The 26,668-nt window shown below is 63.5% G+C and carries 23 protein-coding genes; 5 read left to right on the forward strand and 18 right to left on the reverse strand.

The genetic code is table 11. The features are described 5' to 3' along the window. Window positions 1–24: 24 nt before the first annotated feature. The 3 genes from NKH97_RS02210 to fhuB are packed head-to-tail and all read left to right on the forward strand — an operon-like array spanning window position 25 to window position 5,081. Entirely contained in the window at window positions 25–2,184 is a 2,160-nt protein-coding gene (locus tag NKH97_RS02210; RefSeq protein WP_502895794.1) for a TonB-dependent siderophore receptor, read from the forward strand. Between the two features lie 22 nt (window positions 2,185–2,206). Then, window positions 2,207–3,082, forward strand: coding sequence for an ABC transporter substrate-binding protein (locus tag NKH97_RS02215; protein WP_352609460.1), 876 nt, complete (start codon window positions 2,207–2,209; stop codon window positions 3,080–3,082). Next, complete coding sequence (gene fhuB / locus NKH97_RS02220; RefSeq protein ID WP_352795275.1) at window positions 3,075–5,081, forward strand: Fe(3+)-hydroxamate ABC transporter permease FhuB; 2,007 nt, start codon at window positions 3,075–3,077, stop codon at window positions 5,079–5,081. The genes NKH97_RS02215 and fhuB overlap by 8 nt, the downstream gene beginning before the upstream one ends. Before the next feature lie 36 nt (window positions 5,082–5,117). On the opposite strand, the gene cuyB is transcribed toward fhuB, so the two are convergent. The 4 genes from cuyB to NKH97_RS02240 form a co-directional block, all read right to left on the reverse strand. Further along, window positions 5,118–5,915 carry a cysteate racemase gene (gene cuyB, locus NKH97_RS02225; protein ID WP_352440056.1) on the reverse strand — a complete coding sequence of 266 codons (798 nt, stop codon included), beginning with the start codon at window positions 5,913–5,915 and terminating at the stop codon, window positions 5,118–5,120. Beyond that, window positions 5,912–7,198 carry a dicarboxylate/amino acid:cation symporter gene (locus NKH97_RS02230; protein ID WP_352795276.1) on the reverse strand — a complete coding sequence of 429 codons (1,287 nt, stop codon included), beginning with the start codon at window positions 7,196–7,198 and terminating at the stop codon, window positions 5,912–5,914. Before NKH97_RS02230 ends, cuyB begins: the two co-directional genes overlap by 4 nt. 76 nt (window positions 7,199–7,274) lie before the next feature. Continuing rightward, window positions 7,275–8,114 (reverse strand): substrate-binding periplasmic protein, encoded by an 840-nt coding sequence (locus NKH97_RS02235; RefSeq protein ID WP_031212267.1) that lies wholly within the window; start codon window positions 8,112–8,114, stop codon window positions 7,275–7,277. 186 nt (window positions 8,115–8,300) lie between these two features. Next, complete coding sequence (locus NKH97_RS02240; RefSeq protein ID WP_023808778.1) at window positions 8,301–8,993, reverse strand: SDR family NAD(P)-dependent oxidoreductase; 693 nt, start codon at window positions 8,991–8,993, stop codon at window positions 8,301–8,303. Window positions 8,994–9,364: 371 nt separating this feature from the next. Between NKH97_RS02240 and NKH97_RS02245 the strand changes: the two genes are divergently transcribed. Then, entirely contained in the window at window positions 9,365–10,480 is a 1,116-nt protein-coding gene (locus NKH97_RS02245) for an anhydro-N-acetylmuramic acid kinase (RefSeq protein ID WP_023808779.1), read from the forward strand. Between the two features lie 58 nt (window positions 10,481–10,538). On the opposite strand, the gene NKH97_RS02250 is transcribed toward NKH97_RS02245, so the two are convergent. The 3 genes from NKH97_RS02250 to NKH97_RS02260 are packed head-to-tail and all read right to left on the reverse strand — an operon-like array spanning window position 10,539 to window position 14,172. Further along, complete coding sequence (locus NKH97_RS02250) at window positions 10,539–10,967, reverse strand: GNAT family N-acetyltransferase (protein ID WP_023808780.1); 429 nt, start codon at window positions 10,965–10,967, stop codon at window positions 10,539–10,541. Then, entirely contained in the window at window positions 10,964–12,355 is a 1,392-nt protein-coding gene (locus tag NKH97_RS02255) for a sigma-54-dependent transcriptional regulator (RefSeq protein WP_023808781.1), read from the reverse strand. The genes NKH97_RS02250 and NKH97_RS02255 overlap by 4 nt, the downstream gene beginning before the upstream one ends. Further along, a complete protein-coding gene (locus NKH97_RS02260; RefSeq protein ID WP_031212271.1) occupies window positions 12,352–14,172 on the reverse strand; it encodes a sensor histidine kinase in 1,821 nt (606 codons plus the stop codon). The genes NKH97_RS02255 and NKH97_RS02260 overlap by 4 nt, the downstream gene beginning before the upstream one ends. A gap of 304 nt (window positions 14,173–14,476) precedes the next feature. Between NKH97_RS02260 and NKH97_RS02265 the strand changes: the two genes are divergently transcribed. Next, window positions 14,477–15,805, forward strand: a complete 1,329-nt coding sequence (locus NKH97_RS02265) for a dicarboxylate/amino acid:cation symporter (protein WP_023808783.1) — start codon at window positions 14,477–14,479, stop codon at window positions 15,803–15,805. A 52-nt stretch (window positions 15,806–15,857) separates the two neighbouring features. On the opposite strand, the gene NKH97_RS02270 is transcribed toward NKH97_RS02265, so the two are convergent. The 11 genes from NKH97_RS02270 to NKH97_RS02320 all read right to left on the reverse strand — a co-directional run bounded on the left by NKH97_RS02270 (window position 15,858) and on the right by NKH97_RS02320 (window position 26,665). Further along, window positions 15,858–16,901, reverse strand: a complete 1,044-nt coding sequence (locus NKH97_RS02270) for an ROK family protein (RefSeq protein WP_128302404.1) — start codon at window positions 16,899–16,901, stop codon at window positions 15,858–15,860. Further along, a complete protein-coding gene (locus NKH97_RS02275; protein ID WP_023808785.1) occupies window positions 16,898–17,620 on the reverse strand; it encodes a ribulose-phosphate 3-epimerase in 723 nt (240 codons plus the stop codon). The genes NKH97_RS02270 and NKH97_RS02275 overlap by 4 nt, the downstream gene beginning before the upstream one ends. Beyond that, window positions 17,617–18,450 (reverse strand): alpha/beta fold hydrolase, encoded by an 834-nt coding sequence (locus NKH97_RS02280; RefSeq protein WP_023808786.1) that lies wholly within the window; start codon window positions 18,448–18,450, stop codon window positions 17,617–17,619. The genes NKH97_RS02275 and NKH97_RS02280 overlap by 4 nt, the downstream gene beginning before the upstream one ends. Further along, the gene (locus NKH97_RS02285; protein ID WP_023808787.1) at window positions 18,450–19,268 is read right to left on the reverse strand and encodes a sugar phosphate isomerase/epimerase family protein; all 819 of its coding nucleotides are present in this window, start codon (window positions 19,266–19,268) and stop codon (window positions 18,450–18,452) included. Before NKH97_RS02285 ends, NKH97_RS02280 begins: the two co-directional genes overlap by 1 nt. After that, the gene (locus tag NKH97_RS02290) at window positions 19,268–20,344 is read right to left on the reverse strand and encodes a Gfo/Idh/MocA family protein (RefSeq protein ID WP_023808788.1); all 1,077 of its coding nucleotides are present in this window, start codon (window positions 20,342–20,344) and stop codon (window positions 19,268–19,270) included. The genes NKH97_RS02285 and NKH97_RS02290 overlap by 1 nt, the downstream gene beginning before the upstream one ends. Window positions 20,345–20,355: 11 nt before the next feature. Further along, complete coding sequence (locus NKH97_RS02295) at window positions 20,356–21,177, reverse strand: sugar phosphate isomerase/epimerase family protein (RefSeq protein WP_023808789.1); 822 nt, start codon at window positions 21,175–21,177, stop codon at window positions 20,356–20,358. 63 nt (window positions 21,178–21,240) lie between these two features. Beyond that, a complete protein-coding gene (locus NKH97_RS02300; RefSeq protein WP_023808790.1) occupies window positions 21,241–22,083 on the reverse strand; it encodes a carbohydrate ABC transporter permease in 843 nt (280 codons plus the stop codon). Window positions 22,084–22,088: 5 nt separating this feature from the next. Then, window positions 22,089–22,985, reverse strand: a complete 897-nt coding sequence (locus tag NKH97_RS02305; protein ID WP_352795277.1) for a carbohydrate ABC transporter permease — start codon at window positions 22,983–22,985, stop codon at window positions 22,089–22,091. Between the two features lie 137 nt (window positions 22,986–23,122). After that, entirely contained in the window at window positions 23,123–24,370 is a 1,248-nt protein-coding gene (locus NKH97_RS02310) for an ABC transporter substrate-binding protein (protein ID WP_352440061.1), read from the reverse strand. A gap of 110 nt (window positions 24,371–24,480) precedes the next feature. Then, window positions 24,481–25,626, reverse strand: coding sequence for an ABC transporter ATP-binding protein (locus NKH97_RS02315; RefSeq protein WP_023808792.1), 1,146 nt, complete (start codon window positions 25,624–25,626; stop codon window positions 24,481–24,483). Between the two features lie 88 nt (window positions 25,627–25,714). Beyond that, on the reverse strand, window positions 25,715–26,665 hold the full coding sequence (locus NKH97_RS02320; RefSeq protein ID WP_352440062.1) for a PfkB family carbohydrate kinase: 951 nt from the start codon (window positions 26,663–26,665) through the stop codon (window positions 25,715–25,717). Between the last annotated feature and the right edge of the window lie 3 nt (window positions 26,666–26,668).

The following is a 26,668-nucleotide window of genomic DNA, read 5'->3' on the forward strand; positions in this document are numbered from 1 at the left end:
CTTCCTGATGAGCAGAACTTACCGATGAAGGCGCTTCTGGCGGCCAGCGTCGCCGCAGCCGCGATGATCCCGCCAATGGCCGCGTTGGCGCAGTCGGTGCAAACCAGCACCCAGCTTGAACCGGTGGTGGTCGAGGGCGAGGCCGGCGATGGCGCGACCGGACCGGTTAAAGGCGTCGTCGCCAAAAAAAGCAAGACCGGCTCCAAGACGGCGACCGACATCAAGGATATCCCACAATCCGTGTCGGTGGTCGGACGTCAAGAGATCGACGACCAGGGCGCACAGAAAGTCGACGAGGCCTTGCGCTACACGGCCGGGGTGTTCGCACAGCCCTTCGGCCCGGACAGCGACACCAACTGGCTGTTCATCCGCGGTTTCCAAGCCACGGCTGATGGCACCTACATGGATGGGCTGCAACTGTTCAGCTACGCCTTTGGCGGCTTCTACGTCGACAGCTTCGGCCTCGAGCGAGTCGAAGTGCTGAAAGGGCCGGCCTCCGTACTCTATGGCGGCAGCAATCCCGGCGGCCTCGTCAACTATGTCAGCAAGCGACCGGATGGCAGGCAGCGCTATATCGAGACCGGCGTCAACGATGCCGGCAATGTCTATCTGGGCTTCGACATCGGCGACGTCGACGGCAATGGTGTTGTCAGCTACCGGGTAACGGGCAAAGTCGCCGGCGGCGACACCTACAGCGATTTGCAGAATGGCTGGCGCGGCTTCATTTCGCCCAGCATCACCTGGCAGCCCGACGAGCAGACCAAGCTGACGGTACTGGCCAACTACAGCCACATCGACGAGAACCACAATGGCGGCAGCTTCCTGCCTTACATCGGCACTGTAACGGATCGGATTATCGGCGGCGTGAATTACGGTCGAATCGACCCAGACGCCAATTTTACCGAGCCGAGTGTCGATCTCTACAAGCGCGAGCAAGGTTCTATCGGCTACGAGTTCGAGCACACTTTCGACAACCAATGGACGGTGCGTTCCAACATGCGCCTCAGTGCGGCCTCGATTAATGAAGTCAACGTCTACGCCAACGGGTGGGCGAGCGCGACGCAGCTCAATCGCATCAATTTCGGTCACGATACCGACGCCACGACATTCCTGTCGGACCTGCAGATCGAGGGCAAGGTGGAGACAGGCGCTGTCGAACACACGCTGCTGGCCGGCATCGACCACAAATATTACAACATCGACCAGGTGCAATCGTCGGCGCTCTTCGGCACAACCCCTCCCATTGATGCTTTCGACCCAATCTACGGCGCGCCACTGACGCCACGAGTCAGCTACCTCAATCAGGACTTGACCCAGAAGCAGCTCGGCTTCTACGCGCAGGACCAGTTGCGCTTCGGCGACGGCTGGCTGGTGACGCTGAACGGCCGTTACGACCGTGGCTGGCTCGACGCCGACAATCGGTCGACATATTACTCGGCGAGTTCCAGCACGCAGAACCAGACTGTCGGCGACTTCTCCGGTCGCGCGGGCCTCGCCTATGAGTTTGCCAACGGCGTAACCCCCTATGCCAGCATTGCCACCTTCTTCAACCCGCTCATCGGCACCGATGCCAACGGTAATCTGTTCAAGCCGGAAGAGGGCGTGCAGTACGAAGTCGGCGTCAAATATGTTCCGACCTTTGTCGATGGCCTGTTCACCCTGTCGCTTTTTGACCTGACCCGTCAGAATGTACCGTCGAACGTTACTTTCTTCACGCAGTTGCAAACCGGCGAAGTGCGCTCACGCGGTATAGAACTGGAAGGCAAGGTCAACGTCACCGAGGATTTCCGGCTCACCGGCGCTTTCACCGCCTATGACATCGACATCACCAAGGACGCCAACCCGGCGCTCATTGGCAAGACGCCGTTCATCGTGCCAGAGGTGATGGCCTCCGCCTCAGTCGACTATACTTTTCGTGGCGGCTGGTACGACGGCATCTCGATCGGCGGCGGCCTGCGCTACGTCGGCTCCTCATGGGCAGACAACGCAAACAACAACAAGGTTCCAGCTGTCACGCTGGCCGACTTGAAGCTTGGCTACGACAAGGAGACCTGGGGTGTCGATCTGAACATCACCAATCTGTTCGATAAAACCTATGTCTCGAGTTGTCAGACCACCACTGTCGAAGCCTGTTCTTATGGCGAAGGCCGCTCATTCAAGCTGAAGGCGCATACGACTTGGTAGCCATGTGCCGAATCCGCCAGTGATGATCCATCTGCCCAACAGACGGCAGGTGCTTGCCCTGGCGGCCGCGGCATTGCTGCCACCGGTCGCCGCCAGGGCGGCGGCGATGCGCGTTGCCGCGATCGACTGGGGCATGCTGGAGACGTTGCTGGCGCTCGGCATCGAGCCGGTGGCGGCGACCGAACTGATCCAGTTCCGCAAGATCGCGGTCGAGCCGGCGGTTCCTCAATCGGCAACCGATCTCGGGCTGCGCGGCGCGCCCAATTACGAGCTGCTACGCATCGTCGCGCCTGATCTCATCGTGATCTCCAATTTCTACGAATACCAGCGCCCGATGCTCGAACGCATCGCGCCGGTGTTTGCGCAAACGGTCTACGAGGCCGGCGTGCCACCTTATGCGCTCGCCGAGGCGGCGACACTGGCCCTGGGCGAAAAGCTGGGACGGCAGACCGAGGCGAAGCGCTACGTCGATGAGACGGCGGTCGAGATCACGCAGCTTGGCGCCACCTTGCCCCCCTCCCCCGCGCGGGTCTTCGTCATCAGTCTCGGCGATAGCAGGCATTTTCGAGCCTTTGGCCGCGATTCCATATTCGGCGATGTGCTGACGCGTCTCGGCCTGGTCAATGCATGGACCGACGGGACGAGCTACAGCGCGGCGGCACCCGTCGGACTGGAGGCGCTAGCGCGCGTGCCCGAGGCGTCGATCCTGATCGTTTCGCCACTGCCGGCAGATGTCGGGCGTTCGCTTCCTACAAATGCCTTGTGGAACGCGCTACCCGCTGTCCGCCAGGGGCGTGTTGCTGTGCTGGATCCGGTCAACCATTTCGGTTGCCTGCCATCGGCACGCCGCTTCGCGCGTCTGGCGACGGCCGCCCTTGCCGGGCAGAGCCATGGCTGAGCGCACCATAAGCGATCGCACCGCGACGAGTGCCGCGCTGTCGCCAATCGCCCTGTGGGGCCTCCTGGCGGCGCTGGCTGCGCTCCTCTTCGCATGGCGCGTCGGCATGCAATGGCCGGCCGCACCGCCGGGCGACGGCATTGATCTCGACAGCGTCATCCTGGTCTACAGCACGCTGCCGCGCGCCGCCGTGGCGGTGCTGGCCGGCGCGGTGCTCGGCCTGTCCGGCCTGCTGTTGCAGCATGTGCTGCGCAACCCGCTGGCCGAACCGTCGACGCTCGGTATTTCGGCCGGCGCGCAACTGGCGATGACGATCGCCTCGCTTTACGCACCGCTGCTGATGGAGCGGTCGCAGGGCCTGGTCGCCTTCGCCGGTGGCATCGCCGCGGTGCTGCTGGTGCTGGCATTGACCTGGCGGCGCGGGCTGGAACCGGTCTCCGTCGTGCTCGCCGGGATGATGGTGGCGCTGACCGCCAGTTCCGTCAGCGCAGCACTGATCCTCGCCAATGGCGAGTACCTGTTTTCGCTGTTCATCTGGGGCGGCGGATCGCTGGTCCAGCAGGACTGGGAGCCGACCATCGCGCTGACGATCAGGCTGGCGGCCGGTGTGGTTGCCGCATTGATGCTGCTGCGGCCGCTGACCATTCTTGGTCTCGACGATGCCTCGGCACGCGGCCTGGGCGTCGCCCGTCACTCAAGCCGCTTTCTCATCATCGCGCTTGCCGTGTGGATGGCGACGTCGGTCGCGGCAGAGGTTGGCGTCATCGGGTTCGTCGGTCTTGCAGCGCCGGCGCTGGCCACGCTTTCGGGCGCCCGCACACTGCGCCAAAAACTGATCGCCGCGCCGCTGATCGGCGCCGTGCTGCTGTGGCTGACGGACGGGCTGGTACAGCTGGCCGCCGGTTCCGGTGGCGAACGCATTCCGACCGGTGCCGGCACCGCCCTGCTCGGCGGTCCGCTGCTGCTATGGCTGTTGCCGCGGCTGCGCCTTTTCGAGTGGCCGCATCTCGGTTCGAATGGTACCGCACCGCGCAAGGCCAGCCGGCCCTGGCTCATCATCCTGCTTCTGCTTGCGCTGGCGCTTGTCGCTGCCATCGTGGCGCTTGTCGTCGGGCGTGGCCCGGACGGCTGGTCTATTGCTGGGGGAGACCTGTTAACCGATCTCGCCGCGTGGCGTGCGCCGCGGATCGGCGTGGCGGCCGCCGCCGGCGCCATGCTCGCGGCCGCCGGCGTCGTCATCCAGCGGGTCACCGGCAACCCGCTGGCAAGCCCCGAAGTGCTGGGAGGCGGCACCGGCGCCGGGGCCGGCCTGACAGCCGTGCTGATGGTCAGCGCCACGGCCAGTCTCGGCTGGCAGCTCGCCGGCTCAGCCCTGGGCTCACTGGCGGCCTTGATTGCCATGCTGGCCCTTGCCGCACAAGCAAAGTTCGGTGCCGAGCGGCTGCTGCTTGCCGGTATCGCCATGAGCGCGCTGTGCAGCGCTGCGATCACCGCGACGATCGCGATGGGCAACGCGCAGTCCTACACTCTGTTGCGCTGGCTGAGCGGCTCGACCGGCCAGGCGTCGGCGCTCGATGCAGGGCTAGCACTCGCCTGTCTGTTGCCGCTGACGTTGCCGCTGTTCCTTGCCGCCCGCTGGCTGGATATCCTGCCGCTCGGGTCCGACAGCGCACGCGGGCTGGGCGTGCCGGTTGCCGGCGGACGGCTGATGCTGATCATCGTTGCCGCGCTGCTGACTGCGCTGGCCGCCATGGTCGTCGGGCCATTGAGCTTCGTCGGCCTGATCGCGCCACACCTTGCCCGTCTGGTCGGCTTTTCCCACGCCCGCGTCCATCTCGCCGGAGCGATGCTTCTGGGCGCCCTGCTGATGATCGTTTCGGACTGGCTGTCGCGCATGGCGGCCTTTCCCTACGAACTTCCCGCCGGCCTGTTCGCTTCGCTGCTTGGCGGGCCGTACCTCGTCTACCTGCTTGCCAAGGGCGTGCCGCGCCAAGGCTGACGGGTTCCGAAATGCTATGAGGTTCTATCCATAGGGCTAGGCCAGTGCGGCCAAGCTGGCGCGCATCGATCGGTCATGTTCCGGCAGCCGCGATACGGTCGGCAGGCCGCGGGCTTCCTGGGCACCGAAGCCCAATCGGTTCAGACAGGCTCTTGCCAAGGCCGCATTGCTGTCGATGACGACCAATCCATTGATATCGTTGAGGCTGGCGGCCACCACCGACAGTTCGGTGCAGCCGAGCAGGGCTGCATCGGCGCCGGCCGCTTGCGCGATGTCGAGCGCGCGCTCGGTTTCAACCGCCGCATCCGCGATCGAACCCGCCTTGACGAGGCTGATCGCGCTGTCGACGCAGGCCTGAAACTCGGTGTTCGCGGGAAGGCAGAGCTCAAATCCCGCTGCCGACATCCTGTCCTGGTAGAAGCCGGAGACCAGCGTGCCTTGGGTGGCGAGAACAGCAACCCGGCCCTGATCCAGGCTGCGACGCGTCTCCGTCACCACAGCATCTCCGATATGGATGATTTCCGCGCGCGAATTCGCCGCCAGTTGGCCGTACCAATGGTGGGCGGTGTTGCACGGCATCGCGATGCGGGCGACGCCGAGCGCATTGAGCGTCGCGACCGCGGCTTTCAAAGGCGCCAGCGGCCCGTCATGGCCGGCAAGGATCGCTTCGGTCCTGTCGGGCAGCTGCGGGACACTGAGGATCACGGCAGGCACATGTTCGTTGTCTCTGAGCGCCTGGGTCATCCGGGTCAGCTTGAAGTAGAAATCAGCCGAAGCAAGCGGCCCGAGACCGCCGATAATGCCGAGCTGGGGACGGATGCTGTCGTCGATCATCTGACGGGCTCGGCTTCGAGCTGGTCCGAGGCGGCGTCAGTCTGCGTCGTCTCCCTGTGGCTGGGAGCGATCATTGCCGTGCTCGCCGCGACGGTGCAGACGCTGGCCAGCGTCATGAACGTGTCGACGGCTGCATCCACCGCGACGAACAGGACGAACGCCGCCTCGAAGGGAAGCTTCAGGTAGCCGCAGACGATGGACATCTGCGACAGGATGAGCAGGCTGCCCATGCCGCCGGTGGTGAGCGCGAGAAGCGCTGAGATGATACCGACGAGCACGAGGTCCGGGACTGCAAGCTGGTGGCCGTAGAGCTGAGCGATGAACAGCGCACCCGAGGTATAGAGCAGTGCCGGGCCTGTCCGCAGCAGTGCCGCCTGTAACGGCACGAGCAGTTCGACGACCACCAGGCTGAACCGCAGGCGCTCGCCCAACAGGTTGATGACCCATGGGAGCGAGGCGACCGAGGAGCGTGTGGTGATGGCCACCATGAGAAGCGGCTGGCAGGTCTTGATCGTCGTCCAGTAGCTGCGTCGCGACCGGATCGCGATAATGGCAAATGCCCCGGCAACGAATGTAAGGCAGGAAAGACCCATCACCAGCAGGTAACCGCCCATTAGCATGAGCGGCTTGGTTCCGGTCGACGCTGTCTGGTCCGCGATCAGGATGAAGGTTGCAAAGGGCAACCCCCAGATGAACCAGTTGGTGAGCACCGTGCAGGCCCGGTAGACCGCGTTGAGCGCCTGGGTCAGGCTCATGGACGAGGGCTGGGGAATCTTCCCCATCGCGAGCCCGAAAAGCAGGCAGAACAGCAGGACCTGAATGGTCTGGCCCGAGGCCAGGGCATTGAAGACGTTGTTCGGCACCAGGTCGAGCAGGATCGAGTGCCCGCCATTGGGATCCCCATTGGAGGCTGGCGGCTGGAACGGGAAGGCGAGATCGGTGGATACGCTGCCTTGCGAATTGATGAACTCGCCAAGCTCGATGCGCGACTGGGGATTCTCGATCTGGCCCGGCTGCAGGATCAGCGACAAGGTGCCACTCACCAGCACGCTCAGGAACGACACGACCAGCACGGCCATACCCACCTTGCCGAGGTAGCGGACCGATTTCGGGTCCTGGACCATCGCCGTGATGGAGAAGATGACCGACGAGACCAAATAGGGCAGGACGACCATCTTGAGGAAATTCAGGTAGAGCTGTGCGACAGGGCTGATCGCATGGGCAAAATCTGGATAGTAGAGGCCGCACAGGATCCCTGCAGCAATCATCGCGATCGTCGTCACGGGTGATCGCAGTATGCGCCTGGCCATCAGGCGCCAATCGAAAGGCAGGGGTCCGGCTAACTCGGAGATTGCCATGTCAGGCTTTGCTCCCCTGGCGATAGCGGGCGATGATCTCGTCCGTGCTGAGAACCTGCTGACCCCGCGCGAGATCGAGATACAGATCGACAAAGGCTGCGAGATGCGGATTGTCCGGCCGCACGCCGACTGCGATCGTATCGACCTTGTCGGTCAGCGTGATGGAGCGCGCTACGACCGTCATCGACGGATCGTCGACCATCAGCTTCTTGATCTCGAAATCATCGCGATAGGCCATGTCGATCGTCCCGTTTCGGATCGCATCGATGATCAGATCCCAGCTTGCCAAGCGGTGGATTTGCGCATGCGGGAAAGTCGTGGCCGCATAAGTGGCGAATGAAGAGCCCTCGATCACGCCAAGATCGCCTGAGAAATCACGGACGATCCCTTCGGGCGGCTTGCCTTGCGCGATACGCGCCAGGTTGAGGCGGTTGGCGATCAGCCCTTGCCGCAGCATGGCGTAGGGGCGCGAATAGATGATCGACCGGCCGCGCTGAAGCGTCCGGCTGAGCTTGCCAATCGCCAGGTCGGCCTGTCCGGAACTGACCTGTTTCACAATATCGTCGAACGTTGCGGCGGATCGGTCGAACACCGGCTCGACGCCAAGCGCCGCGGCGATGCCGTGGGCCAGTTCCATGTCTATACCATCGTCCCCCGATCCGTCGGCCGGGAAGAACGGATTGGAAGCGAAGGCCGGCATTGCGATGCGCAATGCATCGCCGCTCGCGATAGGTTGAGGGGCGCTCTCCGCCTGCTGTCCCAGAGTGCTGGCTGCCCGGGCTTGTGAAATCAGCAACCCGCCGCTCCCGGCCGCAAGCAGTGTACGACGTGTAACCGACATGCGCGTTCTCAATTAACCCGGGAAAGCTGCAACATGCACAACCGGCGTTAAACAAACGTATATATTACCCTATGTCTTTTTATGTATTGGATAAGCAGCTTAGCGCCACAAAATATCAGCATTGCCTAATATGCAAGGAACGGCGGAAGGATCGCATTACTTCCCGCCCGCCGGTCAGCTGGATTGTCAAAACGTCTCGACCCAGGGCCGCAACTCAAGCTCCGAGCTCCAGGCGCTGCGATGCTGGCGATGGGTTGTGAGATAGGCCTCGGCGATGGCATCCGGCGACAGGCGGCGGTCCGGCCGGTCGGGATCGGCTGCCTGTCCGGGCGGCTCGATCTGGCCGTCGATGATGAAGTGGGCGACATGGATGTTCTTCGGGGCGAGTTCGCGGGCCATGGACTGCGCCAGGCCGCGCAGGCCGAATTTCGGCATGGCAAAGCCGCCCGAGCCGGGAAAGCCCTTCACACTGGCGGTGGCGCCGGTGAACAGGATCGAACCGGATCCCCGGACAAGCAGCCGGCGCGCCGCCTGCTGGCCGACTAGGAAGCCGCCATAGGCGCCGACCAGCAATGCCTGTTTGACCGCTTCCGCATCGAGCTCGGCGATCGGGCCGCGTGTGCGTGCGCTGGCGTTGAACACCACGAGCGCCAGCGGGCCGGCCTTGTCGGCGGTGTCGAACAGCCTGGCGACGGACGCAGCGTCGGCGACATCCGTCTCAACGGCCAGCGCACCGGTCTCATCGACCAGAGCGCCCAGCTTCTCGACGTTGCGGGCGGCCAGAACCACGCGAAAGCCTTCCCGGGTGAGAAGGCGCGCAAGCGAGGCGCTCACACCAGCGCCCGCGCCTGCAATGACGGCCACATCGGATGATGTCATGATTTTCTCTCCCTTGCGGATTTCGGCGGAAGCGTTTGCCAGATCGAGCAAGGTCGCGCCTTCGCGCATGATAGGCAAGAGGTGGCATTGCCGCTGTGTTGAGCCCAAACGACCGCAGAACCGGCGTTGCGCAGTCCAGTGTCGCCCGTGGCGCTACGAGGATAGGTCCGCCTCGGCACCGCGACCCCCGCCTCGACAGGGGCAAGGCTTGGACCTTGCTCACCAACCGGATCCATCCGACACGTCATTTCGACAGTGGAATCGTTTTGCTTCGTCAAGCGGTCGGCGGCCTCATTAATGGGGACTGGAGCATGGCCCCGAAAAGTGGGAAACCGTTTTCGGAAAAGATCATGTTCGATAAGGAAACGATTATGGAACCAATCTGGGCCGTCGGCCTGATGACCGGCACGGTGCTGGACGGCAACATCGACGTCGCGCTGATCAAGACCGATGGCGAGCAGATCGAGGATTTCGGCACCTATCGGCTGATGCCCTATCCCCCATCTATCCGCTCCCTGCTGGAAGAGACGCTGACGGAGGCGCGGGCGTGGAACTTTGTCGGGCCGGAGCCGGCGATCTTCCGCACCGCGGAGGAAGCCCTGACGCGTGCCCAGTCGGCAGCCGTCAAGGAATTGGTCGAAGGCTATGGCATGACGATGGCCGATATCGGCGTCGTCGGTTTTCACGGCCAGACCGTTCTGCATCGCGCGCCGCAGGTTGGACGGCTGGGCCAGACAAGGCAGCTCGGCGATGGCGAGCTGATGCATGCCATCTTGGGCACCAAGGTCGCATACGATTTCCGCTCGGCCGACATACGCGCCGGCGGGCAAGGCGCGCCGCTGGCCGCGGTCTATCACACCGCGCTGATGCGCAGCGCCGGCGCCAATGGCGAGGTCGCCGTACTCAATCTCGGCGGCGTCGCCAACATCACCTGGTGGGATGGCGCCGACAATGTCGTCGCCTTCGACACCGGACCCGCCAACGCGCCGCTGAACGATTTCATCAAGTCGAAGGGGCTCGGCGAGATGGACCGCGACGGCGCGCTTGGCCGTGCAGGTAAGGTGGACGAGGCCCGGCTGGCCAAGCTGTTGCAGCACCCTTATCTGAGCAAAGCCTACCCGAAATCGCTGGACCGTTTCGACTTCGGTGCCGCGATGGCGGACGGCCTGGATGCCGAGGATGGTGCCGCCTTGCTCACCGCCTTCACCGCCGGCGCCGTCGGCAAGGCACTCGACCTCTTACCAAGCCGGCCTAAAAAGCTGGTGGTCAGCGGCGGTGGTCGCCATAACCCGACCATGATGGCAATGCTGGCCAGCCGCGCCGGCGTCGAGGTGGTGCTGGCGGAAAGCCTCGGTTGGAGCGGCGATGCGGTCGAGGCGGAGTGTTTTGCCTTCCTCGCGGTTCGCGTGTTGCGCGGCTTGCCGATCAGTTTCCCGAGCACCACCGGCGCGCCGCAGCCGATGCGTGGCGGAAAACTCGCCGGCTAGACTCTTGCTTTGACGCAATTCCGGACGCAAAACCGCTTCACACTTTTCCTGGAATTGCTCAACCGCCAACCAGTTCCTTCTGCAGGAAGATGCGGCTGCGGCCGACAGGGAAATCGGCCAGCGAGCCGAAGGGCCGATAGCCCTGGCGCTGATAGACCTTGGCGGCGTTCGGATTGAAGGTATCGATCCAGGCATTGTTGCAGCCGCGCGCCACCGCTTCCTGTTCGGCCGCGTCCAGCATTGTGCCGGCCATGTGCTGGCCGCGCAGCCGCTCATCGACCCAGAGCCATTGCACATAGAGCCAGCCCCAGGCCGTGTAACCGGAAATGCCGGCGACGACCGCGCCATCCTCGTCGCGCACAAACACCACAAGCGCCTTCCTTTCGGATGCGCCGACATCGCCGTCGTTGAACGCCGTCAACCTTTCGCCGAGAAAGGCGAGTTCTTCCGGCGAGGGATTTGCCGTCGTTTCAATGGTCGTATTCATCGCTTTTCCGAGATGGGTTGCGTATCGGTATCGCCGCCATTGCGAAATTCGGATGCGGCAATGCCGTGGCGCTTGAGCTTGTCGTAAAAGGTCTTGCGCGGCACGCCGAGGGCGTCGATGGCGCCGCGCACGTCGCCGCCATGGTCGCGCAGCGCGTCACGGATGAGCTGCGCTTCGTATTGGCCGACCCGTTCGGGCAATGCTGCCGCAGGCTCCGGCGCGTGCGCGGAGACCGTCCTCACCTCATCGTCCGGACCGAGACCGAGCGCGACGCGATCGGCGAAATGGGCGAGCTCGCGGACATTGCCCGGCCAGTCATGCGACTGGAGATGATCGCTGACGGCTGCATTCATCTTGGCGACCGGCCGGCCGAACCGTTCCGCCGCCTTGCCGAGAAAATGCCCGAACAGCATCGGGACGTCGCCGCGCCGTTCGCGCAGCGGCGGGATGCGCAGCGTCACCACGTTGAGGCGAAAATACAGATCCTCGCGAAAATCGCCGCGCTGGTCCGGCCGGCCGAGATCGACCTTGGTCGCCGCAACGACCCTCAGATCGATGCGCCTGATATCGTTCGAGCCAAGCGGGGTGAGGCTGCGCGTTTCGAGCACCCGCAGCAGCTTGACCTGGAGCGCCGGGGGCATGGATTCGATCTCGTCGAGAAACAGCGTACCGCCGCTGGAATGCTCGATGCTGCCGATCCGCCGCCGCTGCGCGCCGGTGAACGCGCCCGCCTCATGGCCAAACAACTCGCTCTCGATGACCGTCTCCGGTAGGGCGCCGCAGTTCAGTGCCACGAAGGGTTTTGAGCGCCGCCGCCCCCACCTGTGCAGCAGGTCAGCCACCACTTCCTTGCCGGTTCCCGTTTCTCCCTCGACCAGCACGTCGACATCCATGTCGGCGATCTGGCGCAAGGTCTCGCGCAGCCGCTTGATGGCAGGAGCCTCGCCGATCAGCGGCAGGCCGTCAGTGGCGAGCGCCGCGGCTTCGCGCAGCCGCCGGTTCTCCATCACCAGTCGTCGCTTCTCCGATGCCCGTTTCAGCGCCTCGACAAGGCGGTCGCCGGCAAAGGGTTTCGGGATGAAATCGTAGACACCATCCTTGAGCGCGGCCACTGCGAGATCGACGTCGCCATGGCCGGTGACCAGGATCACGGGTATGTCCGGGTCGATCGCCTTGATGCGATCGAACAGCTGCAGCCCGTTCATGCCCGGCATGCGGATGTCGCTGACCACCACGCCTTCAAAGGTCCTGTCGACAACGGCAAGCGCTGCCTCGGCGGCGTCGCGCGCGACCACAGTGAAGCCGGCAAGCTCGAGCAATTGCGTTGTGGCGTGAAGGAGGTCCGCATCGTCGTCGACGAGCGCCACCAACCCTGATCCCTCAATCATTCAATTCGCCTCAAGTCGACGGTAAAAGATGCGCCGGTGCCATTGCTGGGATCGAGCCGCAGCGTGCCGCCCAATTCCTGGGCAATCTCCTGCGAGATCACCAGCCCGAGACCAAGCCCCTTCTCCTTGGTGGTCTGGAACGGCATAAACAGATTGCCGGCTGCTTCCGGGCCGAGACCTGGGCCATTGTCGCGCACCGAAATCAGCACCCTGTCGTCGTGCTCGGCGAGTTGGATCTCGATGCGGGGATCAGACTGGTCCTTCATCGCGTCGAGCGCATTCTGCAAAAGGTTGACGAGTATCTGCTCCAGCCGGATGCGGCTGGCCAGGACCACCGGCGAGGCATTGCCGCGCGGCTTGACGATGGTCACGCCGGAATCACGGATGCGGCCCGACAGCAGCGACAGCGCGCCATCAATTGCCTCGCGCACCGGCAGCGGCGAAGCGGCAACCCCGGGTCGACGGGCGAAAGTGCGCAAGGTGCCGGTGATCGCGCCGATGCGCTCGGTCATCGAGACGATCGACGTCAGATTGCCGCTGGCCGGTTCGGTTTTGCCGGTTTCGAGAAAGCGGCCCGCATTCTCGGCATAGGTGCGGATAGCGGCGACCGGCTGGTTGATCTCGTGCGCCACGCCGGCGGCGATTTGGCCGAGGATGGAAAGCCGGTTGGCCTGGGCGAGGTCGTCGCGCAGCCGGCGCACCTTGGCTTCGGCATTCTCGCGCTCGGCGATTTCACCGGCAAGTGCGGTGTTGGAGCGGGTCAGCTCGGCCGTTCGCGTGCTGACTCGGCTCTCCAGCTCGGCATTCATACGCGCCAGCGCCTCCTGCCTCAGCCTGCGCGTTCGCCGGCGCCGGGTCAGCACGTAGGCAAGCAAGCCCATCAGCAGAAGCCCAAGCAGCGTGGTCAGGCGCGCCGTGTTGGCGGCCGATGAAAGAGCAGCGTCGGCGGGAGTGAGCAGCCAGAGACGCCAGCCAGGAACAGCACCAGGCAAATCCTGCACCACCTCGACGAACTGGCGCGGTTTTCCCGCGTTGTCGATCGTCGCCAGGCCGTCACCCGCGCCGCGCCGGATCGGCAGCGGCTCGAAGCCTGCATCGGCCAACTGGAGCTGCTCGTGGGCTGCGGCGGTGTCCTCGGCCGACAGTGGTGCCAGCGCACGGAACCGCCAGTCGGGCTGGCTGGTAGCCAGCACCACGCCGCGTTCATCAGTGATGAACACAAGGAAACCGCTGGAACGCCAATTGGCTTCGACGCCGTCGAGTTCGACCTTCAGCACCGCAACGCCAAGCGGCTTGCCGCCATCGTCGACGCGGCTGGCAAGGTACAGCCCCGGTCTGCCGCTGATTGTGCCGAGGCCATATTGGCTGGCAGCACCCTTGCTCATCGCTTCCTGGAAATAGTGCCGAAAATTGTAATCGATGCCGACAAAGCTCGCCGGTTCGTCGGCATTGCTGGCTGATATGGCGATGCCTGCCGTATCGATGATGTAGATGGCGGATGCCGAGGCATCGCCGGCAATCGACTTGAGCTTGTCGTTGAGGGCCTTTTCTTTCATTTTTCCGGCCCGGCGCAGAGCGCCGCGCACCGCATCGTCTCTGGCCAACACCAGTGGAACCAGGCGCTGCTTTTCGATTTCGCCGGTCAGGGTTCCCGCCGCCAGCGGCAGTGCGGCGAGTGCCGTCTCGCGCAGATTATCGGCCGCCTGGCCGGAGGCGATGCGCCCGGCAATGGCGATCGCGCCGGCCAGAAAGGCAAGAGCGACGACCACGGCAACCCAGCGGCCATCGCGCAGCCGCGCCACCGCCTCGCGCAGCAATTCACGGCCGGCAAATCCAGGGAATCCGCTATCGGTGCCTGCTTGCGGCGTCTGCCCTCTCCCCTTTGCTCGCGGCTTTCGGCCAGTGTAATGCGAAAACCCGCCCAGGCAAACACTGCCTGTGCGGAAATCCGCACAGGCTTTGCCCGCATGACGTCAGACAAAGGCGGAAATCCCGTGGTTCCGGCCTTTCCGCGAACTGGCACAACGCTTGCAAAACTCCCTGGCAGCGGCGTGCGACCGGAGCGCCGCGATGGGAGAAGTCACGCAGGGCGCTCCGCCCCATCCGGCCAGGGAGAGTTCGATGCACATCGCAGACCAATCAGGCGCGCTTGCCGCGCAGCGCAAGCCTTTCTATGCCCAACTCTACGTGCAAGTGCTCGTCGCGATCACCGTCGGCATCCTGCTCGGCCATTTCTATCCGTCGGTCGGCGAGAGCATGAAGCCGCTCGGCGACGCCTTCATCAAGCTGGTCAAGATGATCATCGCCCCGGTCATTTTCCTGACCGTGACGACGGGCATTGCCGGCATGAGCGACCTGCAGAAGGTCGGACGTGTCGCCGGCAAGGCGATGCTCTATTTTCTCACCTTTTCGACGCTGGCTCTGATCATCGGCCTTGTCGTCGCCAATGTCGTGCAGCCGGGCGCCGGCTTCAACATCGACCCGGCGACGCTCGACGCCTCGACCATCAGCACTTACGCCGCCAAGGCGCACGACCAGTCGGTCACCGGCTTCCTGATGAACATCATCCCGTCGACCATCGTCGGCGCCTTCGCCGATGGCGACATCCTGCAGGTGCTGTTCTTCTCGGTGCTGTTCGGCATCGCGCTGGCGTTGGTCGGCGACAAGGGCACGCCCGTGCTCAATTTCCTGCAGGCGCTGACGACACCGATCTTCAAGCTGGTCAGCGTGCTGATGAAGGCCGCCCCCATCGGTGCCTTCGGCGCCATGGCCTTCACCATCGGCAAATACGGCATCGGCGCGGTCATCAACCTCGCCATGCTGGTCGGCACCTTCTACGTGACGTCGTTCCTGTTCGTGTTCGTCGTGCTTGGCGCGGTCTGCCGCTACAACGGGTTCTCCATCCTGTCGCTGATCCGCTACATCAAGGAAGAGCTGCTTTTGGTGCTGGGCACCTCCTCGTCGGAGGCCGCCCTGCCCTCGCTGATGGAAAAGATGGAGAAGGCCGGCGCCAAGCGCTCGGTCGTCGGCCTGGTCATCCCAACCGGCTATTCCTTCAACCTTGATGGCACCAACATCTACATGACCTTGGCGGCGCTGTTCATCGCACAGGCGACCAACATCCACCTGTCGATGGGTGACCAGATCCTGCTGCTGCTGGTGGCCATGCTTTCCTCCAAGGGTGCCGCCGGCATCACCGGGGCCGGCTTCATCACCCTTGCGGCGACGCTTTCGGTGGTTCCGGCGGTGCCGGTCGCTGGCATGGCGCTGATCCTCGGCGTCGACCGCTTCATGTCTGAATGCCGGGCGTTGACCAACTTCGTCGGCAATGCTGTCGCCACGCTGGTGGTGGCGCGCTGGGAAGGCGAACTCGACGAGGCCAAGCTGGCGAGGGCGCTGGCGGGCACGGCCGACGATAGCCTGCCGGCGGACGTTGTTCCCGCCGAGTAATGACGCGCGGTCAATGCGTAAAAGGCCGGAGGCGTGCTGCCTCTGGCCTTTGTCATGCAGGTCGCAACGTCAGACCGTGCCGGTCTTGCTCAGCGGTGTCCGGAAACGTGCTTGGGCCAACAGGCATGCGGGCTGCCAAAGTGCCGCCGTCGTCGAACAGCACAAGGCTGGCGGCGCCGACGAGCCCGGCATGGCGGCCGAGCTGGGCCTGAACGACCGGCACGTCGCGATAGGCGCGCATGGCCCGTTGCCTGATGGTCGCCTCGATGGTCGGCAGCATCAGGTCGAGCCCATTGGCGATGCCGCCGCCAACGACCAGCACATCGGGCGAATAGAGATGCAGGAGATTGGTGAAGCCAACACCCAGCCAGCGCGCTTCCTCCTCCAGCAAGGCCGAGGCAAGAGCGTCCTGCAGCCGTGCCGCCTCGACGACATGGCGGCCGGTTACCTCCGCGTCCGCTGACAAGCGTCGCAAGGTAGAGCCGTCTCCGGCTGCCGTGGCGGCGCTGGCGCGGCGGCCAAGTGCCGTTCCCGAGGCGATGGCCTCGAAGCAGCCAACGACACCGCATACGCAGCGCTCGCCTTCATTGGTGATGGTCATGTGACCGATCTCGGCGGCAAGGCCACGGCGGCCATGCAGGATGCGGCCGTCGACGACGACACCACCGCCAATGCCGGTGGAAACCGTGACGAAGACCAGCGAGCCCGCACCATGGCCGGCACCGAAACGCCATTCGCCGAGCGCCGCGGCATTGGCGTCGTTCTCCAGCCGCACCGGCAGGCCGAGCCGCCGCTCGAGGATGTCGGCAAGCGGCACGTCCAGCCAGCCGGCGAGTGTCGGCGGGCCGACGGCGATGCCGGCCAGCGGATCGAGCGGTCCCGGCGCACCGACGCCGACGCCGACGATCGAGAGTGCCGGCGCCTCGGCGTGGACTGTCGCCGCCAACGCCTCGATCTGGCCGATCACCACATCGGGACCGGCCTGCGCCTGCGTCGGCACCGCCGCGAATGCCAGGATCTTGCCGTCGCGGTCGACCAGGGCGACACGAAGCTCCGTCCCGCCAAGATCGATCGCAAGGGCGGCTTCTGATGTCATGCCGCGACCTTCAAGCCGTGCAGCCAGCCGATGCGGCCGGCGAGGTCCTTGTCACCGAAGGCGAGCGAACCGAGAACCACGGTTTCAGCCCCGGCGGCACGCAGCGACGGCACGGTCTCGTGGCGGATGCCGCCATCGGCCGCCAGAACCACCTGTGCCTCACGGCCGGCCTTTCTCAGGATGGCGCGGGCAGCGCCCAGCCTGTCGCAGGCCTTGTCCGACAGGCTCTGTCCCTTGACGCCGATTGCGGTTCCAAGAAGCGTCACGAAGGCGACTTCCGGGGCAAAGGCCGTCACCGCTTCCACAGGCGTCTCCAGCCTGAGTACGACGCCGGCCTCGGCGCCGAGCTCCCGCGCCAGCCGCACGGCGCGCAATCCGGCCTCGCCATTCTCGGCATGGACGCTGATCATGTCGGCGCCGGCCTCGATGAACTGGCGCGTCTGCGCCTCGACGATTGCTTCATCGACCATCAGATGGACGTGGATGGGTTTCGCCGTCAGCCCGGCGATGCGGGCGACAAGATCGGGAAAGAACAGGAAGGACGGGGCGAAGTGGCCGTCCGCCACATCGATATGATGAAGATCGACATAGGGCTCGATGCGCTTCAAGTCGTTTTCGAAATTGGCGAGGTTGGCCGACCACAGCGAGAATTCGGCGATCATCCGGTCGCGCGGCAATGCGGCGATGGCGGCCGGGCCTGAGAGAGGTTTCGAGATCATGACTGGTCCTGGTTGTTGAAACGATCTTTGAGGAAGCTGCCGATGGCGGCGCGGATCTCGGCGAAATGGCGCTCCTTGTCGGTGGCCTTCGGCGTCACCTCGGCAAAGGTCGCATTGGGGATGGCGTCGGCGAGGCTGCGGGCGGCGGCCAGCGGATGGACGAGATCGATGCCGCTGCCGATGACGAGCGTAGGGAACGCAAGGCTAGCGGCCGCTGCCCGCGTCACGCCAGGTCCATCCTCTGCGATCGGCTGCATCACCTCGGCGAAGACGGGTGCGTTTTCGCGCGCGAAGAAGCCGAGCAGGGAAGCAAGATTGTCCGGCGCTTCGGTGCGAAAGCGGGCGGCCGTCGCGGACGCCGCGAAGATATCTCGCGCCTCCGATAAAGGACGGCTGAGGATGAGCTCCGCCACTTCCACGTAAGGGCGCATGTTTTGCGGTGCCGCGTCGAAAGCCCAGGCAGGGCGAACAAGCACCAAACCCAGGACGCGGTCCGGGTGGCGGGCGGCAAGCTGCAAGGCAATGGCCGCACCCATCGAAATGCCGCCGGCGACGAAACGGTCGAGGCCGGCCGCATCTGCGGCGGCCAGCACATCATCGGCGAACATCGCGATCGAAAACGGGCGCTTGCTACCGGCGCCGGAACCGCCCTGCGCGCGGCATTCGACGGTCAGCCGGCGGTATGACGGGCTGTCGGGATAGTTCTGCGCGACCTGCGCTGCGTCACCGCCGAGGCCATGCTGGAAGACGACGGGAAGTCTGCCCTGCCCCGTGTCGAAGACACGAAGCGCTGCATCGTCGCGGAGCAGGATCGTCGGGGCGGCGCCCATCAGAGGAGCCTTCGTAGAAAGGCGGCGACATCGGGGGCTTCGTCGGCGGACAGCCCGTGGGTGACGAGCGATCCCTCGAAGCCGACTGCCTTCAGCCGCGCGCCGAAATCCGGGAAATCGACGATGCCTTGCCCTGATGGGGCAAAGCGGCCGTCACTATAGCGGTCCTTGGCGTGCGCCATGGCGATGTGGCCGGCGGCCTCGTCGATCGCGGCGGCAACGATGGCGCGCGCCTCGCCGGGCGTGGCGTGTTCGAACAGGTTTGCCGGATCGAGCACGATCTTCAGATGCTTCGATCCCATCTCGGCGATCAGCCGGGTCGCATCCCTGGCCGAGGTGACGATGTTGGCCTGCTCAGGCTCGATGCCGAGATCGACATTGGCACCTTCGGCCAACGCCAGCGCCTTCGCCATCTCGGCGGCCATGTCGGACCAGGCGGCCGGATCGGCATTGTCGGGATGATAGGCCCACTGATCGGCGGCGTTGCGCGAGCCGGTGCAGAGCGTGAGCAGCGGGATGTCGAGGGCAGCAGCAGCCTCGATGACGACGGCGAGACGCCGAAGGCCATCGTCGCGCACGGCTTTGTCGGGATGCGCCATGTTGTAGGTGCCCGAAAGTGCTGCAAGTGAGACACCGCTCGATTGCGCTGCGGTGCGGATGGAGGCGATGGCGTCCGCCGGCACAGCATCCGGCATCGACGGCAGGCCGGCACAGGCCAGATTGAGCTGCGTCGTCTCGTATCCCGACTGCTTCACCGCAGCCAGCACGGCGGCCGGGTCGGTGCCGGCAAAGGTCTTGGCGAAAATGCCGAGACGCATCACACCGCCCCCGAAACCGAGGCGAGTTCGACTCGCTCGCCTGATACCACCGAACGCGCGATGGCGACCATGGCGCGGATCGAGCCGATGCCGTCCTCGACATTGGCGCCGCGCATCGGCGCGCCGTTCAGCACCGTGTCGGCAAGACCTTCCAGCTGGCGGCGGAAGAAATGGCCATCGGCGCCGAGCGGCCGGCGCGATGTCGCGTCCTTCTCATGAAAAATGTCGACCTCGCTGGCGCGGAAATACCAAGGGTTGAATGTCCTGGCGATAACGGAGCCGTTCTCGCCATAGAGCTGAAAACCTTCGTGCCAGTCCATGCGCACGGCAACCGTCAGGTCGAGATGGCCGAGCGCGCCGCTGGCGAACTCGGTCTCGACGAACCAGCAATAGGCGCCGAAACGCTCGTTGAGGCGCGCGCGGACCGCAAGGATTTCGCCACACAGGAAACGCGCCGTGTCGACGAGATGCGAGCCATGCGCCAGCATGAAATATTGCCTGAGATCAGCCTTGGGATTTCCCGCTGGCTTCCTGGCTAGCCTGCTGGTGACGGGCAGCGGCTGCACGGCATCGGTGTTGGTGTAGCGATGGGTGGAATCGCAGTACCAGGCCTTCAGCGCCAGCACTTCGCCGATCTCGTCTCGAACGAAGTCGCGCGCCGCCTCCAGTGCCGGATCGAAGCGCTTCATGTGCCCGACCTGCAGGATCTTGCCCGAGCGCCTGACCGCTTCGGCCAGCGCCTCGCCTTCCTCAACCGAGGTGCCGATCGGCTTTTCACAGAGAACATGCTTGCCGGCGTTGAGCGCCCTGATCGACATCGGCACGTGATAGGCGTCCGATGTGGCGACGATCACCGCTTCCAGCTCAGGATCGGCGAGCATTGCCTCATAGTCGGAATACATCTTCTGCGGCTCGTAGGTCGCGCCCATGCGCGCAAGCAGATCGGGTGCCGCGTCGCAGATGGCGTAGAGGTCGGCATTGCCGGCCTTGGCGCAGGATTCCAGATGCGCGAACTGCGCGATGGGGCCGCAGCCGAGCACGCCGACCCTGAGGCGTCTGTCCTGTTTCTTGATCATCGTCTCGTTCTTCAGGCGCCGTAGGAGCGCATCGTCTGGCGGTTGGTCTTGACCGCGCCGGCGGGATCGGCGGCGGCCGTTTCGGATTCTTCCTCCAGCACCAGCCAGCCATTGAAGCGCGGTGCGGTGCCGGCGATCTCGATGACCGCAGGCGTGTCGCAGACGCCCTTGCCAAGCATGGCCCAGGTACCGTTGGCATCGACGTCCTTGAGGTGGATGTAGCGGATGCGGTCGCGGTGGGTGCGCAGCGTGTCGGCCATGTCCTTGTGGCCGCGCAGGATATGGCCGGTATCCGGCACCCAACCGACCAGATCGGGATCGAGCAAGGCAAAGATCGTGTCGTAGTCGGCCCGGTCGAACAGCAGCGTGTTGTGGTGCGAGCTTGGATGCACCGCGACCTGGACGCCGGTCTTGCGGCCAAGCTCGCCAGCCTCGTTGTAGACCTCTGCGGCGATGGCGAATTTGTCGTCGCGCGGACCGTCGGAGACCACCGTCGCAGAGCCCATCGACACGAGCGCGCCAGGGAAGGCGGCGGCGAAGTCGATCCAGCGTTTGGCGGTCTCGAGATCGGCGCCGATCTCCTCCTTCAGCGTAAAACCACTGTTCGAGCCAAAGGCGAAGGAAACCAGCGTCAGCCCCGACGCCTTCAGCGCGGCGGCGAACTCCTCCGGCTTGTCGCCATAATGTCCGATCATGGTGTCGGTGATCTCGATGCCGGCATAGCCACCGTCAGAGATCGCCTTCAGCAGATCGTCGGGGCCGCCGGTGAACCGGTCTCCCAGCATTTCCCAGGTGAAGGTCTGGCAGCCGACTTTGAGGTCTTTCACGTTCATCCTTTCATTCCTTGGTATCGCCTATTGCTTGATGCCACCCTGCGTCGCCGTCGGATGGACGTCCTACTTGACCGAGCCCGCGGTCATGCCGGCGAGGAAGTACCTCTGGGCAACGAGGTAGATGAGCAAGAGCGGTAGCGAGCCGAGCACACTCATTGCCATCATCTGGTTCCATTCGAAGGCGTGCTGCCCCATCAACAGCTGGATGCCGATCGGGACGGTGCGCATGGACGTTGACTTCGTCAGTGTCAGCGCAAAGAGAAATTCGTTCCAGCACAACAGGAAGGTGTAGACTGACGTCGCCACGATGCCAGGCAGTGAAATCGGGACTATCACCCGCCAAAGCGCTGTCCAACTGGTGCCGCCATCGACGGCTACAGCTTCATCGAGATCGCGGGGCAAGGTGTTCAGATACCCCGTCATTAGCAGGATCGCGTAGGGCAGCGTAAACACCAGATAAGTCAGGATCAGTGCGACATAGGTGTCGAAGATGCCGTATGAGACGACGAGCCCGAAGAAGGGGATCAAAAGTGTGATCGGCGGAATCGTCTGCGTGCTGATGATGATTGTGTTGAGGCTGCCCTTGCCGCGGAAGTTGAAGCGGCTGAACCCGTAGGCCGCCAGCAGGGCGATCAGCACCGTCAGCACAGTCACCGCTCCCGCCACGAAATAGCTGTTGAAGAAGAAGCGCAGCTTTACCGGGTCGCCAAGGATGGCTGCATACGCTTCCAGCGTAAACGCCTTTGGCAGGATGGTTGGTGGCAGGGCAAAGATTTCGGTATTCGATTTGAACGAGCTGCTCAGCATCCAGTAGATCGGAAATGCCGCGAAAAAGAGCCCCGCTGCAAGCGCTACATGGAGCGCGACGGTGATCAGCCTGTCTTTCGGCGTATGCCTTTTCCTCATGATGACTACCGAGCCTTTTGATAGCGAATATAGAACAGCGTCAGGCCGAGAGAGATCAACAAGATGACCACAGCGCTCGCCGAAGCCTGCGACAGGCTGTAGCTCGAAAACGCCAGCTTGTACGTGTAGGTGCTGAGGACCTCGGTCGAGTAGATCGGGCCACCGCCCGTCGTTATCCAGATTAATGGGAAGACCTGCATGGTCCAGATGAAGTCAAGCAGCGAGATGCTGATGATGATCGGCATCAGCTGCGGAATGGTGATGAAGATCAGCTTCTGGTAGGCTTTCGCCCCGTCGATATCGGCGGCCTCGTAGAAATCCTTGGGAATGCCCTGCAAACCCGCGAGCAGGCTGACCATGAAGAGCGGATAGCCCGCCCAGATATTGGCGAAGGTGACGGCGTGCAGCGCGGTCTCAGGCGAGGAAAACCATTCGACCTTGGAACCGATGATGCCGATTTGCATGAGTATGCTGTTCACGACACCGTTCGGCTCAAGCAGCAGGCGCCAGATCACGGCGATAATCACCGCGGTGAACAGCCAGGGCAATATGTAGAGCACGCGCAGAATATTGCGCAGCGTCGGATTGATGCGGTCGCTGTTCAGCATGAGCGCGAAGGCCATGCCAATGGTCATGTGGAAAATGACACTCATGCATGTGAAGTAGAGCGTGTGCCACAGCGAAGCCCAGAACACGGGGTCGTCGAAGATCGCCTGGTAGTGTTTCAGTCCGGCAAAGGATGGGTCACGACGCAGCACCGCGCTGTTCTGGAACGAGTAGCCAATCACCGTCACCATCGGCAGCAGCATCAGAAGCCCGATTATGAGCAGCGAGGGCGACAGATAGAGGTAGGGTGCGACCGCTCGTTTAAGCTTATGGTGGGAGCGCTTTTGCCGGGTCATGTGCCAACCTTGGGATACGCCTTCAAGAGAAGGTAAGCTTCAAAAACAGGTCCACTCAAATTGCCGATCCGTTGTTGCCGGGTGGCCTGCCCGAAGTCAGGCCACCCGGTCAAAGATAGCAAACGGGAACAGGCCGATCAGAATTTCGCCATCCAGCCCTTCTGAGCGGCGGCTGCGGCTTGTTCCGGAGATTGCTCGCCGGCGAGCATCTTTTGAGCTTGCACGTCGAACTGGGTCATCAGGTCTTCTGCCACCGGCAGGCCCGTGAACTCATTGGCGAGATAACCGGTCTTGAAGATTTCAAAAGCCTTGCCGAAAGCCTTGTCCGAGGTCACGAAATCGGGCTGGGCGTTGACGTTGCCCGGGAAGGCGTTTGCAAGCGATACGAGCTTGGCGTTCACCTTTTCACTCATCACATATTGGACGAGTTTCCAGGCCTCTTCCTGATGTTTCGAGGCAGCAGAGATGCCGATGCCCCAGGAGGCATAGGGAAGGCCGCGCTTGCCGGTATAGTTTTCCACGACCGGGACCGGGATGAGGTCGAAGTTCAGCTTGGGATTGCGCTTACGGATGAGGTTCACATGCGCGAGCGAGTCGATCATCATCCCGACGCGGTTGTTGACGAACTCCTCGACCTTTTCCTGCTCGGTCTTGGTGGCGATGCCGGGCGAGATGGTTCCGGCGTCGTTGAGAGATTTGACGAAGGTGAGCATATCCACCACCGGTTTGCCCTCAAGGTCCGGCTTGCCGTCCGCCATCATCGACTGACCCGAAGCCCAAACCCACGACATCATGTCGTTCTGGACGCCGGATGGCGTTTGCAGCGAGAGGGGCAGCACCCAGCCATACTGGTTCTTGTCGGCGATCGTCATCTTCTTGGCGGCTTCGAGAAACTCCGCACGGGTCGACGGCAGCTTGGTCACGCCTGCCTGGGCGGCGAGGTCCAAATTCACGAAGACCGGATAGACGAAAGAAGCCACGGGAAACATCACCGCCTTGCCGTCCACCTTGACGATGTCCGCGACCTGGCTCTTGTCGAAACCGCTCGCATCCATCATCGGATTCATGTCGGCGAGTGCGCTCTGCGCATTCAGATTGTTCACCCAGGCACCGTCGAGACCGACGACGTCGCTGAGCGTTCCGGTTGCAGCACCAACCGAGATCTGGTCGCGCGTGGTCGCGTAGGGGCCGCTGACCAGCGTCACTTTGATTCCTGGATTTGCGGCCTCGAAGTCATCCATGATTGCCCTGAGCGAGCCAGCCGGCAATTCGGGCTCCCACCATTGGGTGAATTCCAGCGTCGTATCCGCCATGGCGCCGGTTGCGCCAAGCAACCATGCGGCTGCGGCTATTTTCAGCATCGCGGGTTTTATACGAAACGTCATCTTCTCCTCCTTCTTTATATTCGACCGCACAATGCGGCCGATCGTCTGGTTATTCACAAGTCTTCTTATGCAGGTGCCTCACCCTCACCCGCGGGTCTTATCGCTGATATTCAGATTGCCAGATGCGTCTCGGGATCGAAGAAATGGAGCTTGGTATCATCCAGGGCCAACCTGATTTCCGAGCCGGAGCGGACTGTGCTGACCGGTTCGAATTTCGCCACCGCATTCGACGCCAGGCCGAAATCCTGCACCGCGTCGGGGTCGCCGGAGTCCACCCGGACCGCGTCGATGTCGAGATGGACGATTTGTTCGGATCCAAGTTCTTCGATCGAGGTCACCTTTGCCGGTATCGTCTGATACTTGCGGCCGGATTCGAGGCTGCTGTCATAGAGATCCTCCGGTCGTATCCCGAACACGACCTTGCGCCCCGCATACGACCTCAAGTCCGGCCTGCGGACGAAGGCTGCATCCTGCAGCCGGATGGCTAAGGCGCCGGACATCAGTTCGTCGCCCGTCAGGGTCGCCTCGAAAAGGTTCATTGAAGGAGACCCGATGAAGCCGGCAACGAAGGCGTTCACCGGCGATTCATAGAGCCTCTTGGGTGTGTCGACCTGCTGCAGCACGCCGCCTTTCAACACCGCGACCCGGTCGCCCATCGTCATGGCTTCGGTTTGGTCGTGGGTCACATATATGGTCGTTACGCCGAGCTGCTTTTGCAAACTGGTGATTTCGGCGCGCATTTGAACGCGCAGTTTCGCGTCCAGATTGGAAAGGGGTTCGTCCATGAGAAAGGCTGCCGGCTCGCGCACCATGGCGCGGCCCATGGCAACCCTTTGACGCTGTCCGCCTGAAAGGTTCGCGGGCTTGCTGTCCAGCAGAGACGTCAGTTGAAGGGTTTTGGCGATCTCGTCCACGCGCTTTTTGCGCTCGGCCTTCGGCTTGCCCGCCAGCCGCATCGAAAAGCCGATGTTTTCGAACACCGTCATATGCGGGTAGAGGGCGTAGCTCTGGAAGACCATCGCGATGTCGCGGTCCTTGGGCGGCATGTCGACAACGTCGACTCCGCCGATCCGAAGGCTGCCGCTGGTGACGTCCTCCAATCCCGCGATCATCCGCAGCGCGGTGGATTTGCCACAGCCGGACGGCCCGACGAGAATCAAAAACTCGCCGTCCTTGACCGACAGGTTCAATTGGTCGATTGCGTGAAAATTGTTCCCGTATGTCTTGCAGATATTCTCAAGAACGACTTCTGCCATATTCCTCCCTCCACAAGTCTAAGCCACTGATTTTTATGATTGTCCTCGGCTTATGTTCACCTGCGAAATATTCCTCGGATAGTTCGGACTAAGTTCCGGTATCGAGCCGCGCATATTTCAGTTCGACTGCCGACGGCGCTTTCGTCGATGCCAGAAGTTCCATGACCTGGTCGTTGGTCGGAAGCGCCTCGCGTCCGCCCCGCCCGGTTATCGAAAGGGCCGCCGCCGCAGCCGCGAATGCGACCCGGCCTGCGGTGTCGGCCCCGCGCGTTAATGCAAGGGCATAGGCGCCATGAAAGCAGTCACCGGCGCCGGTCGAGTCGACGACGGCAACCCGGTGCGGAGGCAGGTGCCAGAGCCCTGTCTGGTCGCGTCCGCGATAGAAGACGCCCCTGCCGCCATCCGTCAGAACCACGGCGGACCGCGACGGCAACCACAATGCGTCGAGTATCTCGGCCGGCGACCGGCGGCCGGTGGCGGTCCGCGCAAAGCCGAGCGGAAGAATGAGATGGTCGCAGAGCCCGATCAGTCTCTCGGTGGCCGGGCCGTGGCTCCATTCGACATCACCGAGGATCGCAAGGCCGAGATCGCGAGCCCGGGCCACGACATCCAGCGACCCGATCCCGTAACTGTCGACGATCAGGACTGTCGCGCGGCTGAGAACCTCGTCCGGAAAGTCCGGCGCGGTGCCCAGCATCGCTTCGTCGTCATACGCGATGAATCGCTCGCCATCCGAACCGACGGTGATCCGCGAGCGCACCGGGCGCGCGTGCGGGTGGCGCGGCGCGAACGCGGTTTCAACGCCGCTCGCAACGAGATCGCACAACACGGCGTCGTCGGCGGCATTGCCCAGCCATCCGACGAACCCGGCGCTTCCGCCGAGCCGCGCGACGGCGGCAAGTGCCGTCGCGACATTTCCTCCGAAAGCTCGGGCACTTTGCAGAACCTTCCCCTTGCCCGCCGACAACGGCTGATCGACATAGACGATGTCGTCGATCGCAATAGCTCCGAAGCCGAGGATTGAAGGGACGGTGGGCATCGT

This window comes from Mesorhizobium sp. M0870 (assembly GCF_040319775.1).
Taxonomy (GTDB): domain Bacteria; phylum Pseudomonadota; class Alphaproteobacteria; order Rhizobiales; family Rhizobiaceae; genus Mesorhizobium.

Excerpts from the sequence above, each read along its gene's own strand:
- NKH97_RS02290 (WP_023808788.1), bottom strand. The coding sequence starts at position 20,344 with ATGATCAAGAAACAGGACAGACGCCTCAGGGTCGGCGTGCTCGGCTGC.
- NKH97_RS02240 (WP_023808778.1), bottom strand. The coding sequence starts at position 8,993 with ATGACATCATCCGATGTGGCCGTCATTGCAGGCGCGGGCGCTGGTGTG.
- NKH97_RS02315 (WP_023808792.1), bottom strand. The coding sequence starts at position 25,626 with ATGGCAGAAGTCGTTCTTGAGAATATCTGCAAGACATACGGGAACAAT.
- NKH97_RS02250 (WP_023808780.1), bottom strand. The coding sequence starts at position 10,967 with ATGAATACGACCATTGAAACGACGGCAAATCCCTCGCCGGAAGAACTC.
- fhuB (WP_352795275.1), top strand. The coding sequence starts at position 3,075 with ATGGCTGAGCGCACCATAAGCGATCGCACCGCGACGAGTGCCGCGCTG.
- NKH97_RS02310 (WP_352440061.1), bottom strand. The coding sequence starts at position 24,370 with ATGACGTTTCGTATAAAACCCGCGATGCTGAAAATAGCCGCAGCCGCA.
- NKH97_RS02275 (WP_023808785.1), bottom strand. The coding sequence starts at position 17,620 with ATGATCTCGAAACCTCTCTCAGGCCCGGCCGCCATCGCCGCATTGCCG.
- NKH97_RS02295 (WP_023808789.1), bottom strand. The coding sequence starts at position 21,177 with ATGAACGTGAAAGACCTCAAAGTCGGCTGCCAGACCTTCACCTGGGAA.
- NKH97_RS02320 (WP_352440062.1), bottom strand. The coding sequence starts at position 26,665 with ATGCCCACCGTCCCTTCAATCCTCGGCTTCGGAGCTATTGCGATCGAC.
- NKH97_RS02265 (WP_023808783.1), top strand. The coding sequence starts at position 14,477 with ATGCACATCGCAGACCAATCAGGCGCGCTTGCCGCGCAGCGCAAGCCT.
- cuyB (WP_352440056.1), bottom strand. The coding sequence starts at position 5,915 with ATGATCGACGACAGCATCCGTCCCCAGCTCGGCATTATCGGCGGTCTC.
- NKH97_RS02270 (WP_128302404.1), bottom strand. The coding sequence starts at position 16,901 with ATGACATCAGAAGCCGCCCTTGCGATCGATCTTGGCGGGACGGAGCTT.
- NKH97_RS02215 (WP_352609460.1), top strand. The coding sequence starts at position 2,207 with ATGATCCATCTGCCCAACAGACGGCAGGTGCTTGCCCTGGCGGCCGCG.
- NKH97_RS02280 (WP_023808786.1), bottom strand. The coding sequence starts at position 18,450 with ATGGGCGCCGCCCCGACGATCCTGCTCCGCGACGATGCAGCGCTTCGT.
- NKH97_RS02210 (WP_502895794.1), top strand. The coding sequence starts at position 25 with ATGAAGGCGCTTCTGGCGGCCAGCGTCGCCGCAGCCGCGATGATCCCG.
- NKH97_RS02245 (WP_023808779.1), top strand. The coding sequence starts at position 9,365 with ATGGAACCAATCTGGGCCGTCGGCCTGATGACCGGCACGGTGCTGGAC.
- NKH97_RS02255 (WP_023808781.1), bottom strand. The coding sequence starts at position 12,355 with ATGATTGAGGGATCAGGGTTGGTGGCGCTCGTCGACGACGATGCGGAC.
- NKH97_RS02300 (WP_023808790.1), bottom strand. The coding sequence starts at position 22,083 with ATGAGGAAAAGGCATACGCCGAAAGACAGGCTGATCACCGTCGCGCTC.
- NKH97_RS02305 (WP_352795277.1), bottom strand. The coding sequence starts at position 22,985 with ATGACCCGGCAAAAGCGCTCCCACCATAAGCTTAAACGAGCGGTCGCA.
- NKH97_RS02235 (WP_031212267.1), bottom strand. The coding sequence starts at position 8,114 with ATGTCGGTTACACGTCGTACACTGCTTGCGGCCGGGAGCGGCGGGTTG.
- NKH97_RS02285 (WP_023808787.1), bottom strand. The coding sequence starts at position 19,268 with ATGCGTCTCGGCATTTTCGCCAAGACCTTTGCCGGCACCGACCCGGCC.